Below are 13,342 nucleotides of genomic sequence, written 5' to 3' on the forward strand. Positions count from 1 at the left end.
ACTTTACAGTGTTGCTGTGCTGTCATGCAACTGCTGGAATTGCGACAGCTGCTGCTGCATCAGCCGCGCATACTGGCCGCCCGCGCGCAGCAGCTCGGCGTGCGTGCCTTGCTGGCAAATCCGGCCCTTGTCCATGACGATGATGCGGTCCGCTTTGACGATGGTGGAAAAGCGGTGGGCGATGATGATGGTGGTGCGCCCTTGCATCAGGGTATCGAGGGCGAGCTGCACCTGCTGTTCGCTGGCGGCGTCGAGCGCGCTGGTGGCTTCGTCGAGGATGAGGATTTTCGGCGCGCGCAGGATGGCGCGGGCGATCGCGATGCGCTGCTTCTGTCCGCCGGATAATTGCACGCCCCGTTCGCCCACCAGGGTTTCGTAGCCGTCCGGAAAGGCCGCAATGAAATCGTGGGCGTGCGCCAGGCGCGCCGCAGCCAGCATCTCGTCGCGCGTCACCTGGCGATCCGGCACGGCAAAGCCGATATTGTCGGCGATGCTGCCGGAAAACAGGGCCGGTTCCTGCTCCACCACGGCCATCTGGCGGCGCAGCTGCGTCACGCCCAGCACGTGCGCATCGATGCCGTCGAATTGCAGGCTGCCCCCGTCAAGCCGGTAATGGCCGAGCACCAGGCTGGCGATGGTGGACTTGCCCGCGCCCGAGGCGCCCACCAGGGCGATCTTTTCGCCAGCGCGGATGGACAGGCTGACGCCGTCGAGGGCCATGACTTGCGCGCGCTCGGGATACGAAAAACGCACGTCGCGCAGCGCGATATGGCCGGCCAGCGGCGGCTGCGGCGGCGCCTCGGGCACGGCGCGGTGGCTGCGCAGGATGTCGAAGATGCGGTCGGTCGACCCCATGGTGCGCATCCACGTGTTCCAGAATTCGCTGATGGAGCCGGCCGTGTCCGTCACCATGCTGGCATAGATGACAAAGGCCGTCAGCTCGCCCACGCTCAAGCGGCCCTGGCCGATCAGGTGGGCGCCGAAGCACAGGGTGGTCAGCAGGGCCACGAAGGCCAGCAAGCCTTGCGCGCCCTGGAACACGGCCAGCAGCCGCGTGCCGGCCAGGGACACGTCCAGCAATTGCCGCATGGCTTGCGCGTAGCGGGCCATGGCGCCGCCTTGCTGGTTGAAGGCCTGCACCAGGCGCGCATGGGCAAAGTATTCCTGCGCCACCTTGCCGCTGGCGGCCAGGCTGGCGGAAATGGCCCGCGCGCGCAGCCGGTAGTTGCTGCCAGATAACTTGCCCAGATACAGGCTGACGGGAATGAACAGGGCCAGCGGCAGGCTCAGCATCGGTGACAGATGCAGCAGCATGGCGATGCCGCCCACGAAGACGCACAGCGAGCGCAGGGCATTGGCCGCACCGATGGTCAGGCTTTCATGCAGGGCCGACACGTCGGACGTGAGCCGGCTGTTCAGTTCGCCGCCATGGTGCTTGTCGAAGAAGGCGATGGGCTGGTTGATCACCACGTCGAACAGGCGCCGGCGCACGCCCATGACGATCATGTGGCCGCCCGACTGCAGCAGATAGAAGCGCGCGGTCGTGATCAGCGCATACAGCAGGCTGAAGGCCAGCATGGCGGCGACCATGCCCGGCGTGACGCCGCGCCGGGTCAGTTCCGTCACGTTGTCGATGAAATACGCGATGGCTTGCGGAAAGGCCAGCTGCGCGCCCACGGTGAGGGCCATGCACAGCAAGCCGGCGGCGATGCGCCAGCGCACGGGATACAGCAGGCGCAGCCGTTCGAGATGGGGGCCGACATTCAGATGGCTCATGCGGCGCGCTCCTGCGACGGTTCGGCGTGCAATTGCCCGACGAGGGCCAGCCAGTCTTCGTCGCCGATCAGGCCGGCCGCTTCCACTTGCCCCTGGTAATTGACAAAGACATAAGATGGCGAGCTCATCAGGGGATTCACGCGCCGGTAGTCGCGCAGGGCAAGCCGCGCCGTGGCCGAGCGCAGGCTGTCGCCGGGCAAGAAGGCGCGCAGCCGGCGGGCCGGCTCTTCGCTGAGCAGCCACAGGGCCAGGCCCGCGTCCTGCGCCAGCGGCAGCAGCCGCTCGATGCCGGCCAGCTTTTCCCCGCATTTCGGGCAGCGGCTGGCCAGGAACAGCAGCACGGCCGCCTGGCCGGCCGCGCCCGGCTGGAAACGCGCGCCGCCAGCCAGCGGACGGGCTTGCACGGCGGGCAGGGGCTGGCCCGGCTCCAGGGCCATGGGCGCGAGGCGTTCGCGGCGGCCGGCGCGCAGCACGGCCAGGCTTAGCCAGATATTGCCCGCAACGGCAAACGCCAGGGCCGCCAGCACCCATTGCAAGGTGGTGGCATCCATCAGTCGGCCTTTGCCAGGGTGGCGATGTCGTGCAGGGAAATCGTGGCCACGCAGACGATGGCAGCCAGTCCGGCTGCCAATGCCGTGGTGGCGACGGGCAAGGTCGTTTCTTGCGCGAGCGCAAAGTAGGCGCCGTTGATGCCCACCGCCAGCACGTTGCGCAGCAAGTCGTACCGCGACACGGGCCGCGCCGCTTCGCCGAAGCAGCTGCAGCGCACCACGCTGTGCGTGAAATAGCGCCAGGCCAGGACGGCCGTGAGGGTAGTCAACAGCAAGAGCGACAGCAGCATCGGTATGTGGGTACCGCCCGCCAGCAGCCAGCCGGCGAGCGACAATTCCGCCATCACGAGGGCCGGCGCGGCCAGGCTGGCGGCGGCCGGCGGCACGCCGAACGAGGTGGCCAGGTTGCCGCGAAAGTCGCCGTAGCTGCGCAGCTTGCCCACGCTGGCCGCCAGCAGCAGCAAGGCGATGCAGCAGCGCGCGGTATCGGCCAGCAACGTGGCCAGCACGGACGTCAGCATTGCGTGCTCCACACGGGCGCAAAGCCGCCCGGACGCTGGCGCCGCAGCTGCACGCCGTCGCGCGTGGCCAGCAGGGCATCGTTCCACGGCTCGTCCGGCGCGCTGCGCAGGGCGCCGCCTATGCTGGCCTGCAATTGCGTCGAAATGGCCCAGCCCAGCCGTTCCGCGTGCGCATCGCGTTCCATGCGCAAGCCCAGCTGCGCCAGCTCTTCGCGCGTCAACGCATAGTTATGCGAGTGATAACCCGTCACCAGTTGCGCGACGATGGCGCGCCGCGCCTCGGGTGTGGCATCGGGCAATTGCCAGGCGATCAATTCCTCGCCGATCTGCGTCAGTTCCAGCGTGGTGCGGTAAAAGGCCGTCAGGGAAGGGGGGAAGATGCTGCCGCACAGCAGGGACAGCGATTGCTGGCGCGCTTCGGCCGCGTCCACGCCGAACCATTGCTGCGCCATGTCGCCGAAGACCTTGATGTCCAGGCTGGAAAAGGCGCCCCCATCCGCGCCTTCGAGCTGCGGGTCGATGGGCGAGAACAGGGCCAGGTCGCCCGCGATGATGTCATCCGCGCCCAGGACCAGCAGGGTGGCGGCCGACTGGCAGTGGAAGGGCACGATAAAACTCAGGTGGCGCGCATGCTGGCGCAGCAGGAGGGCGATGCGGCGCGCCGCGTTGACGATGCCGCCGCGTCCGTGCAGCACGACGTCGAGGCGGGCCACGGGGCCGATACCCTGGCACAGCTCGTACAAGGCGGGCAGCAGTTCCATGTCCAGGTGCGAGGCGGCCAGGACGATGGCGCGGCTGTCGCGCACTTGTTCCAGCTCGCGCAGCTGGACGGGGATCCGGTTCAGGTCTGGCTGCGGCATACGGCTCCTTCGATCAGGGTATCGGCCACGCTTTCCAGCAGGGGCAGGGCGGGCACCAGTTGTTGTACGTACAAGAATTGACCCACAGGATTGTTTTCCAGGAAAACATACTCGCCCTCGGGCGTGACGATCAGGTCCAGCGCGCCGTATTCGAGGCCATAGCTGTGCACGAAAGCGAGACAGCGCTGCTGTATTTCCGCCGGCAAGGTGCAGGCCTCATAGCGGATGGGGGCCGACATGTCGCGCGAATCGATGGCCGTGCGGGCATCGTCCTGGGAATACAGGCGCGCGGCAAACAATTGCTTGCCGATCACGGTGATCCGCAGTTCGTATTGCTTGGCGATATATTCCTGGAACTGGCAGCTCAGTTCGCCGACGGCGTCCAGGCTGTCGAGCATGGCGTCGTCGACGATGGTGGTGCCGATGCCGGCGCTGACCCTGTCAACCTCTTCGACCGTCTCGGCGGCCAGGCTGGGCGTGGACATGGACTTGAAAATGATGGGTCCCTTGACGGCCGCGCGGAAGGCGTGCACGTCGTCGGGCACGTTGGTGATCACGGTGGCGGGCACGCGAAAGCCCATGCGCGCGGCGCGCGCAAGCTGTTCGCCTTTCCATTGGGCGCCGCGCAAGGCCAGCGGATGGCTGAGCCAGTAGCAATCGAGACCGTACAGCACGCTGAAGACGGCTTGCTCCGTTTCCAGCTGGGCATAAGCGCGTTCCTGCGGCGTCAGGTCGGCGCTGGCATAGGCATAGTCGGCTGCCTTGCGCAGCCAGACGGCGCCCACGTCCTGCAAGTCGAGCCAGTCGCCGTCGGGCAGGCGGCGCAGGCGCGCGCTGGCGCGGCCGTCCTGCACGCGCTGGCACAGCTGGTAATCGCGGGGAAAGGCGTCGAGGTCGATACGGAAAGGGGCATGGCCGCGGGCGGCGAGGAGCGATCCGACCAGGTCGGCGTGCAGATCGCCGCTATGGCTGATGATCAAGACCTTTTTGTGCATGGAGGGGCCTGCGTAAGGGAAGGTGAAAAAGCCTTGCCGTGGCAAGGCTTTCAGCTGGAACGTATCAGCAGAACTCGCCGCCATCGCTGGAACCGATGCGCGAATAGCGGTATTGCTCTTCGCTGTCGACCGCCGTGCAGCCGGCCACGGCGACGCCGTCGCGCACCTTCCAGGGCGCGGGAAGGGCCGGCTTTTCCTGTTCCTTCTTTTCCGCCAGTTTGAATGCGAACAGTTTGGTTTCTTTATGCATGGGAATATCCTCTATGAATGGTTATGTTCCGGTTTTTTCCGGTAAATACATATTTTAAAAAATGGAATCGCCAATTGAAAGGCGATCATATGGCTTTATGCATTGCGCGCAGAAGAGCCACGCCGGAATTGGCACCGGCGCCAGTTTGAATATGGAAGATTGAATGAAACCCCCACGCCTGGCGGGGGTTATGGCGTGCCGGGGATCAGCAATACTGGCCGCGGTCGTTCGGCTGGAAGCGCGAAGAGTCGCGGTATTGCTCAGCTTGCACCGCGGTGCAGCCGGCCACGGCGACGCCGTCGCGCACTTTCCAGGCGGTGGCGGGCACCGCCGGTTTTTGTTCCTGTTTCTCTGCCAGTTTGAATGCGAACAATTTGGTTTGATTTTGCATTGTACTATCCTCTTGTGATGGTTAAGTACTGCTTGCGTTGTATGCCATGGTATATGGCCATTCGATCTTAGCGCTGGAATAAATAAGCGTCAACTTGAATTGAATCGTATTCGCGATTATCTTTCTGAAATACTCACCAAGTATCACGCAGGCTATTTGTATTATTGCAGTGCGATAAATAATATCTGCCCATTTTAAATGGGCGGCAATATGCCTGATTATCGATGGAAAACGGATCGACCATGTGCGCGGGCACGCACTATAATGGCGCCTGTTGAATGGATAAGGCAGGAATCGCTCTATGGACATGGCCATCACAGACAGCTTGCGGCAGCTGGCATATGCGCAGGCCGCCGCGTTCGTGCAGACGCTCGACAGGCGGGATCCTGTTGCGCTGCAACGCGACTGGGGCCTGTCGCCCGGCGTGGCCGACGAGATCATCGAGATGCTCGACAGTTATTTTGCGGCAAACCAGGCGCTGTCCCTGGCGCCGCTGGCGCAAGCCTTCGTGCCGGGCAAGGGTGGCCGCGTGGCCGTCGATGTGTATGCCACCGATGCCGGGCCGCTGGGCCTGGAGTGCCTGTTGCTGGCCGATGGCCAGCCGGGCGAGGCAACCTTGCACCTGGAAATGTCCGGCCACGACGGCGCGTTGCGCCTCCATTACCACTACATCGGATCCTGACAACACCATGACCGCACCGATCAGCGAAACACAGCAGCGCACCTGCGACAAATTCGGCTTGCCCGCGCAAGCGCCCGAGCCCATGGTGGCTCTCGCCATCGGCAGCCTGGACCAGTCGCCCATCTACGGCACCCGCATCGTGCTGCCGGAAAACGGCACCATCAGCTGGTTTATCCACTGCGGCGAGCACGACGATGCCAGCGGCTTTTACCAACCCCTGCATGCGGACCACCTGCGCGAGATGCTGCCGCAGGTGGTCGATTACCTGGCCTTGCCCAGCGGCGCCAAGTTCATCCTCGACCGGGAAGGGTATGAGGATGTGTGGCTGGAAGAGTAACTTTCCGACCGGCAAGATTGTCGTTGACGTTGATAAATAGGTATGGGATGCTGCTGTTCCGTTTTCAACTGTCGAAAGCCTTATCTTGAACCCACGCCTCCCGTCTTTCCTGCTCGTCATGGCGCTCGCTGCCGTGGCTGCTCCTGTCACCGCGGCTGCCGCTGCCACCAGCCAGCCGCAAGCCTTGCGCGCGGAACAGGATATCGCCGCCTTTGTGCGCAGCGAAATGCAGGAGCGTCAGATTCCTGGCTTGCAACTGGCAGTGATTCAGCATGGCAAGGTCGTGTTGTCGCGCAATTTCGGCGTGGCCAGCCTGCAATACCAGGTGCCGGTGACGGATGCCAGCCTGTTTTCCATCAATTCGGCAACGAAAGCGTTTGCGGGCGTGGCCGTGATGCAACTGGTGCAAGAGGGCAAGATCGACCTGGCGGCACCCATCGGCCAGTACCTGACGGGCTTGCCGCCAGCCTGGCAAGCCGTGACGGTGACCCAATTGCTCAACCATACTTCAGGCTTGCCCGACGTGCTGGACCAGCGCAGCGGCAAACTGGTGGGGCCGCAGCCGGACGATGCCGCTGCGGCGTGGACTGCCGTGCAGGCGCTGCCGGTGGAAGCCCAGCCAGGCGAGCGCTATCGCTATAACCAGACCAATTACGTGTTGCTGGCGCAATTGATCGAGTTGCAAGGCGGCCAGCCCTTTACCGCTTTCATCCAGCGCCGGCAATTCGACGTGGCCGGCATGCCGCACAGCGGCTTTGGCGATGCGAAGGACGTGGTCGCCAACAAGGCCAGTTCCTACGTGCTGGACCGGGGAGGCAAGGGCTACCGCAACGTGATCGAGGATTTCCCCGTGTTCATGCGGGCCGGGGCCGGCATCAACAGCAATGCGGGCGAACTGGCCAACTGGCTTGTCGCGCTGCAGTCGGGGCGCTTGCTGGCGCCCGCCAGCGTGAAACGGCTGTGGCAGCCGACCAGCCTGAAGGATGGCAAGCCGGGGGCGTGGGCGCTGGGCTGGCCCGCCATCGGCCGCGATGCGCACCGCGCCGTGGCCGGCATCGGCGGCGCCCGCTCGGCTTTCTATGTGTATCCGGACGATGGCCTGGCCGTCGTTATCCTGAGCAACCTGGCCGGCGGCCAGCCGGAACAGCTGATCGATACCGTCGCCGGTTTTTACCTTCCCGCCCTGCGCCAGCAGCGCGGTGGCGCGTATGCGGCGCACCTGTTGCGCCAGCAGGCGGCCAGCGCCGGTTTCGACGGGCTGGACAAGAAACTGGCGGCTATCCGGCGCCAGCACGGCTTGTCCGCCCCCAGCGAAGACGACTTGAATGCCTGGGGCTACCGCCTGCTGGGTCGGCAGCAGCCGAAACAGGCGGCCGCCGTCTTCGAGCTGGGCGTGCAACTGTACCCGCAAGGGGCGAATGGCCACGACAGCCTGGCCGAAGCGTACGAGGCGGACGGCGCGAAGGCGCAAGCCATCACGCATTACCGCCGTTCGCTGGAACTGGACCCGGGCAATACGCACGCCACCGAGCGCCTGCGCGTGCTGGGCGCCAACTAAGGTGCCGTCTTGCCGTGCTCGGCGCCGTGCATGGCCAGGTAGGCGGCCAGGTTGTCATCGGCGATGTCCAGGGCGCGCAAGACTTCCCGCGTGAAGGTGACGGGCGCCGTGCCGGGCGCCGTGATGATGCGCTGGTCGGCCACGGCCCACGGCACGTCCTGGTACAGGGCCGCGCCCGCATAGCCGGTACCGGCCAGGTTGTCGGCGGAATTGGAAGTGTGGCGCACGGTGTCGAGCACGCCGGCTTGCGCCAGCACGCGCGTGCCGTCGCAAATGCCTGCCAGCACGACATTCTTGTCGCGGGCGGCGCGCAGCAGCGGGCCCAGGTCGGGCGCCTTGCCGCTTTGCCAGTGGCTGCCGCCACACACCATCAGCAAATCGAGTTCCTCGAGATGGATTTCTTCCAGCGCCAGTTGCGGCGTGACGAGCATGCCGCCGGACGAAGTGACGGGCAAGCCGCCCGGCGTGGCGAACTGCGTGTAGAAGCCGTAGTACAGGCGCGCCGTGGAATTGATCAGGGCGGTTTCCCAATCGGCAAAGTTCTCGGTCAGAATGGTAATGGCACGTGTCATGAAAAGTCCTGTCGCAGGTGGTGATATCAATATGAATACAGGCTGGCTGGCCTGCTGGTGCCGAAAGCATAATAAAAAGCACTGACAATTTCTGTCAGGAGCCCACGCAAAATGATGGCACGAGTTGCAACAGCCTGCGCTACAATCGCAGGCCCGTTACCGCGGGCACGACCCTGTTCCATGTACGCTTGTTGATTACCTCCTACTTGTCGCCTCCATGCTGATTCTGTTTTGCCGTGTCCTGTTCAGCATTGCTGGCCTGCTGCTGTTCTTCCTCTTCGATCAGTTAAGCGCGAACGAATGCCTGAAATTGAGCGTCTTGCTGGCGGCCTGCCTGCTGGGCGTGGGCGGCGTGCTGTATGCGTGGCGCGGCAATGCCAGCGCCAGCGCGATTACCGTGCTGGTGCGCGTGGTCGTGCCCGTGTTTTACCTCGATGCCGCCATCAAGGGCTTCTTGCGTGGCTATTTTGGCATGCGGCCGAATCCCAATGCGGTTTTACAGGCGATGTTTGCGACAGATCAAGCCGAAACGGGAGAGTTTTTCCTGCACAACAGCGTCGCCCTGGCGCAAGCGGCCGGCTGGTTCGTGCTCGTGACGGCGGCCGTGCTGCTGGCCGACCGCCAGCTGCAGCGCCGGCAGGCCGGGCGCGACAGTGCGCCGCCGGGCTTGCCGCAAAAGGGCTTTGCCGTCTTCATGGCCGCATTGCTCGTGTCCTTGCACGTCAATACCACCATGCGGCGCGAAAATCCTGCCCTGTTCTGGCCGCTGCGCTACCAGCAATACAGCGCGCAACTGGCGGCGATGAAGTCCATGCAGCACGCGCTGACGGCGGCCATGGCCGCGCCGCGCGACTGGAACGTGCGCTATGCGGGCGAGGATGCCCGCACCGTCATCCTGGTGATCGGCGAGAGCACCAACCGCGCCTCGATGTCGCTGTACGGCTATCCGCGCGCCACCACGCCCCAGCTCGACGCTCTGCGGTCGAAACTGCTGGTATTTAACGATGTGATCTCGCCGGCCGCCAGCACGGTGGAATCGATGATGACGATGCTCACGCCGGCCGATATCGGCAACCCCGATGCGTGGATGGCCAAGCCGAACTTGCTGATGCTGGCCGAGGCGGCCGGCTACAAGACGTTCTGGGTGTCGAACCAGACGCGCAACGATGGCTGGATCGGGCTGCTGGCGGGCGAGGCCGATGAAAGCGACTTCATCAACTACGGCACCGGTCGTGGCGAAAACAATTTTGATGGCAACCTGTTCCAGCCATTCGCCCATGCGCTGCGCGACGAGGCGCCGAAAAAGCTCATCGTCGTGCATTTGCTGGGCGCGCATCCAAGCTATGACATGCGCTACCCCAGCCGCTTTGCGCATTTCGACCGGGCGCACGACGCCGTCAGCGCGCAGATGGAACACCAGGGCAGGTCAAGCTGGATACGCAGCCAGCGCGACGAGTACGACAACGCCATCCGCTATGGCGATTATGTGCTCGGTACGCTGATCGGCATGACGGAAAAAGCCAAGACCGACCGCGCCGCGTCGCTGCTGTTCGTTTCCGACCACGGGCAGGAAGTGGGCTACAGCCGCAATCACGCAGGCCATTCCGCCTCGGACAAGAGCGGCTATGAAATTCCCATGTTGATCTGGAATAACCAGCAGGCGCCGCAATCGGCGGCTGCGCGCGCCGCGCTGGAAAACCGGCCCTACCAGACGGACAAGCTCGATGCGACCGTGCTGGGCTTGCTGAAGATCGAGACGCGCTATTACGCGGCGCAGGACGATATCCTCAGCAGCGCCTTTTTGCCCGTACAGCGCTTCATGAATGGCTTGCGCTACCAGCGCGCGGCTGGCCCGCTGACGCGGCAATGAAAAAGGCCCGGCGCCGCCGCAGTGTGCGGCGGGACCGGGCCCTCGGGTCTTGCGGATACCTTGCGGATTACTTCTCGGCGAACGCGCGCTCGACAACGAAGTCGCCAGGCGTCGAGGTATTGCCTTCCTTGAAGCCACGCGCTTCCAGCATTTCTTTCAGGTCGCGCAGCATGTCCGAGCTGCCGCAGATCATGACGCGGTCTTCGGCAGGATTGAGTGCCGGCACGCCCAGATCTTCGGCCAGCTTGCCGTTTTCGATCAGTTCGGTAATGCGGCCCATGTTGCGGAAGTCTTCGCGCGTCACGGTCGGGTAGTAGCGCAGCTTGTCGCTGACCATTTCGCCCAGGAACTCATGCTTCGGCAGGTGCTCTTCCAGCAAATCGTGGTAAGCCAGTTCATCGACCTGGCGCACGCCGTGCACGAGGATCAATTCGTCGAAGCGTTCGTAGATGTCCGGATCGCGCACGATGCTGAGGAAAGGCGCCAGGCCGGTGCCCGTCGACAGCATGTACAGGCGCTTGCCTGGCAGCAGGTAGTCGGACACCAGGGTGCCCGTCGGCTTGCGGCCAACGATCACGGTGTCGCCCACTTGCAAGTGTTGCAGACGCGACGTCAATGGACCGCCCGGTACCTTGATGCTGAAAAATTCCAGGTGGTCTTCGTAATTGGCGCTGGCGATACTGTAGGCGCGCAGCAATGGCTTGCCGTCGACGCGCAGGCCGATCATGGTGAAGTGGCCATTCGAGAAACGCAGCGACGGGTCGCGCGTGGTGGTAAAGGAGAACAGGGTATCCGTCCAGTGGTGCACGCTTAAAACGCGCTCTTCATTCATCGAACTCATAGTATTTGTTGGCTGGTCAAAAAAATGGTTAGTTGCTGGCAACTGCTGGCAAAAGTGAAACCCTGTGTAGGCCCAGACGCTATTGTACCGGCCTCCACACGAAATTGTTACCGTCTATCGCCGCCAATGCTGCCGCACACGGTGCCAACATTATAGTGCGGCTGGCAAGTTTGGGCTGAAAACCACCGTGAAAGACGCAGGCGGCATGCGGACTCTTGACCTGGCTCACTTTTTGACGCCCAGGCAGGACAAACATCGTTCAATGCCTGGGGTACATACCGGACAGGGAGTTCCAGATAAGACGGTCCGTGCTTTCAATTTCACCATACATGCCAATTTTGCAAATTTATTGGCGCCAGGAAAGAAAGTTGCACTATAATATTAAAACGTTAACCAATCGCTTGATATTATGACACTGGCTGAAGAGAAGCAAATAGCCGAGATTGAAAACCTCAGGGCGGACCGATTTAAAACAATGAGCACTTTATTTGCCGGATTCAGCTCCGCTTTCGGGATGATTGTGGTATTTGTTTATTGTTTCTTCGTGATTGGTTTCTTTCCTTCAGGATTGAGCGTGGGGGATACATTACTTTTTATTTTTGTGACGCTAGCTTTTTCTTGTGTCGGAGCGCTATTGGTTGTCATGGGATTTTTTCTTTTTATCCCATGGTCTACACAAAAAGTTCTGTCAAGCGGGTCTTTGAAGGGAAAGTGGTTGTTGTTTGTGATGTTACTTCTTTCCGTGTTGATGTCTGAATTTTTCTTTCAAATTTTAAGATACACTGGAGATACAACTGATGCCGGGTGCAAACTAATTTTATTGATATTGTTTTTTGTTTCTCTTGTTGTTTTATATTGGCTAGTAGCTCACGAGTTGACGGAAGACAGTTCGATAGCCAGCTTTTGTATTGTTCCTTGGCTTATTTCCACAGTTGCATTGGCATACATCGCTATTCTTTTTGGCTCTGGCGATGAAAAAGTTATTTTTAAAAATTTTCATTTCCCAGGCATTATTATAATGTCAGGAATGCTCTTAAGCCTTGGAATTTCCAACTTCTCCATAGTCATACCGCCCGTACCTCCAGCTACAGCCAGCCCCGCCACTGCCAATCTTAGCGTTCATGCACGGGAAGCTTATTCTTTTATCGCGTTGGGGTTCCTGTTTGCCTATATCCCATTGATGGTGGTCCCACATGGTTTTAATTATGTAATGAGTGGATTAGGTTTTCGATCCGATGCCGTACTGGTCGTCAATAAAACGAACTTTTCGACAATGCAAGCTGTAGCTGATGCTAAAGGTATCTTGCTACATGGTTGCAAGTTTGATAGCGATAGCTACTCGATCAGCAATGTGCGGGTGCTGTGGCATGGAATTGGTCTTCGCAGCTATATTGAATTGAAGGGGGAGTATAAGAAAGAAGAGGCGAAGCAAGCTACAGATAAGCCTGAAGTAGGAAAGAAAAAGAAGGTTGATGAGAATAATATAAAAATTGAACTCGATAGTTCCGGCATTAGGGTTGCAAGGGGCGGCCAGGTGAAAATGTGCGGGGAACTAAAGAACGGGATCTACTTTGATTCGGGGAAGGATTCCCTTAAAGAGAATCAGCTGAAAGTTGCCCGACCGTTAATTGAAGAATTTATGCGCACGGAAAATAAAAAAAGAAAAAAGAAGATAATTATTGTCGGATTCGCCGATCCCATGCCACGCGAAAAAGACGGAAATTTTGTATTGGCGCATAAAAGAGCATGCACCATATATCATCAAATGGTTAAAGATAAATTGATTGAGAAGACGGAGGCGTTGATCGATGTTCGCCTGGATCGCGATAACATCAGTGGCTGTGGCGAGATCAAGGAGGCGGTCAAGCAGAACGCCTGTTTCGAGCAAGGCCGCCGTGTCGAACTTCAGATCGTTGAAGGAGCGGGGGCGGTCGTGCGCGCAGGAACAGCAGATGCGGAGAAGGCTTGCAGTCTGAAATAAATTCCCGCGGTTCTGATTCGTCAGGCGGGTGCCCCGCCAGTGGTTTTGATGTGGCATGCCGCGCCCAGATCAACGATTTGAAAGTTAGTTGAGGCGGGCGGCGTTGCAGGGCAGGGGCCGCACCAACCTTGCGTGTATGATATTGCCGAACAGAATT

14 protein-coding genes are annotated in these 13,342 nt (G+C 61.1%); 5 read left to right on the forward strand and 9 right to left on the reverse strand.

Going from position 1 to position 13,342, the window contains the following annotated elements:
• Positions 1 to 3: 3 nt before the first annotated feature.
• From O0879_RS04120 to O0879_RS04150, 7 genes are all read right to left on the reverse strand, one after another.
• Entirely contained in the window at positions 4 to 1,776 is a 1,773-nt protein-coding gene (locus O0879_RS04120) for an ABC transporter transmembrane domain-containing protein (protein ID WP_289914796.1), read from the reverse strand.
• Positions 1,773 to 2,327: a hypothetical protein gene (locus O0879_RS04125; protein ID WP_289914797.1), complete on the reverse strand. Its 555-nt coding sequence runs from the start codon at positions 2,325 to 2,327 to the stop codon at positions 1,773 to 1,775. Before O0879_RS04125 ends, O0879_RS04120 begins: the two co-directional genes overlap by 4 nt.
• Complete coding sequence (locus O0879_RS04130) at positions 2,327 to 2,848, reverse strand: MauE/DoxX family redox-associated membrane protein (protein ID WP_289914799.1); 522 nt, start codon at positions 2,846 to 2,848, stop codon at positions 2,327 to 2,329. Before O0879_RS04130 ends, O0879_RS04125 begins: the two co-directional genes overlap by 1 nt.
• On the reverse strand, positions 2,842 to 3,708 hold the full coding sequence (locus O0879_RS04135) for a hypothetical protein (protein ID WP_289914800.1): 867 nt from the start codon (positions 3,706 to 3,708) through the stop codon (positions 2,842 to 2,844). The genes O0879_RS04130 and O0879_RS04135 overlap by 7 nt, the downstream gene beginning before the upstream one ends.
• Positions 3,690 to 4,703: an MvdC/MvdD family ATP grasp protein gene (locus O0879_RS04140; RefSeq protein ID WP_289914803.1), complete on the reverse strand. Its 1,014-nt coding sequence runs from the start codon at positions 4,701 to 4,703 to the stop codon at positions 3,690 to 3,692. Before O0879_RS04140 ends, O0879_RS04135 begins: the two co-directional genes overlap by 19 nt.
• A gap of 64 nt (positions 4,704 to 4,767) precedes the next feature.
• Positions 4,768 to 4,953 (reverse strand): hypothetical protein, encoded by a 186-nt coding sequence (locus tag O0879_RS04145; protein WP_099376727.1) that lies wholly within the window; start codon positions 4,951 to 4,953, stop codon positions 4,768 to 4,770.
• A 205-nt stretch (positions 4,954 to 5,158) separates the two neighbouring features.
• Complete coding sequence (locus O0879_RS04150) at positions 5,159 to 5,344, reverse strand: hypothetical protein (protein ID WP_251348681.1); 186 nt, start codon at positions 5,342 to 5,344, stop codon at positions 5,159 to 5,161.
• A gap of 307 nt (positions 5,345 to 5,651) precedes the next feature.
• Here O0879_RS04150 and O0879_RS04155 point away from each other — a divergent pair, with 307 nt between their 5' ends.
• From O0879_RS04155 to O0879_RS04165, 3 genes are all read left to right on the forward strand, one after another.
• Complete coding sequence (locus O0879_RS04155) at positions 5,652 to 6,026, forward strand: hypothetical protein (RefSeq protein WP_289909988.1); 375 nt, start codon at positions 5,652 to 5,654, stop codon at positions 6,024 to 6,026.
• 7 nt (positions 6,027 to 6,033) lie between these two features.
• The gene (locus tag O0879_RS04160; protein WP_289914805.1) at positions 6,034 to 6,363 is read left to right on the forward strand and encodes a hypothetical protein; all 330 of its coding nucleotides are present in this window, start codon (positions 6,034 to 6,036) and stop codon (positions 6,361 to 6,363) included.
• A gap of 85 nt (positions 6,364 to 6,448) precedes the next feature.
• On the forward strand, positions 6,449 to 7,921 hold the full coding sequence (locus O0879_RS04165; protein ID WP_289914807.1) for a serine hydrolase: 1,473 nt from the start codon (positions 6,449 to 6,451) through the stop codon (positions 7,919 to 7,921).
• On the opposite strand, the gene O0879_RS04170 is transcribed toward O0879_RS04165, so the two are convergent.
• Complete coding sequence (locus tag O0879_RS04170) at positions 7,918 to 8,493, reverse strand: type 1 glutamine amidotransferase family protein (RefSeq protein WP_289914810.1); 576 nt, start codon at positions 8,491 to 8,493, stop codon at positions 7,918 to 7,920. The genes O0879_RS04165 and O0879_RS04170 overlap by 4 nt on opposite strands.
• Before the next feature lie 217 nt (positions 8,494 to 8,710).
• Between O0879_RS04170 and O0879_RS04175 the strand changes: the two genes are divergently transcribed.
• Positions 8,711 to 10,363 carry a phosphoethanolamine transferase gene (locus O0879_RS04175; protein WP_289914812.1) on the forward strand — a complete coding sequence of 551 codons (1,653 nt, stop codon included), beginning with the start codon at positions 8,711 to 8,713 and terminating at the stop codon, positions 10,361 to 10,363.
• Positions 10,364 to 10,430: 67 nt separating this feature from the next.
• Here the strand turns inward: O0879_RS04175 and O0879_RS04180 are convergent, their stop codons facing one another.
• Positions 10,431 to 11,204, reverse strand: a complete 774-nt coding sequence (locus tag O0879_RS04180; protein WP_035818959.1) for a ferredoxin--NADP reductase — start codon at positions 11,202 to 11,204, stop codon at positions 10,431 to 10,433.
• A 409-nt stretch (positions 11,205 to 11,613) separates the two neighbouring features.
• On the opposite strand from O0879_RS04180, the gene O0879_RS04185 reads away from it, so the two are divergent.
• Positions 11,614 to 13,185 (forward strand): hypothetical protein, encoded by a 1,572-nt coding sequence (locus O0879_RS04185; protein ID WP_289914813.1) that lies wholly within the window; start codon positions 11,614 to 11,616, stop codon positions 13,183 to 13,185.
• The last annotated feature ends 157 nt before the right edge of the window (positions 13,186 to 13,342 follow it).

It is taken from the genome of Janthinobacterium sp. SUN120, from assembly GCF_030397735.1.
Classification (GTDB): domain Bacteria; phylum Pseudomonadota; class Gammaproteobacteria; order Burkholderiales; family Burkholderiaceae_D; genus Janthinobacterium; species Janthinobacterium kumbetense.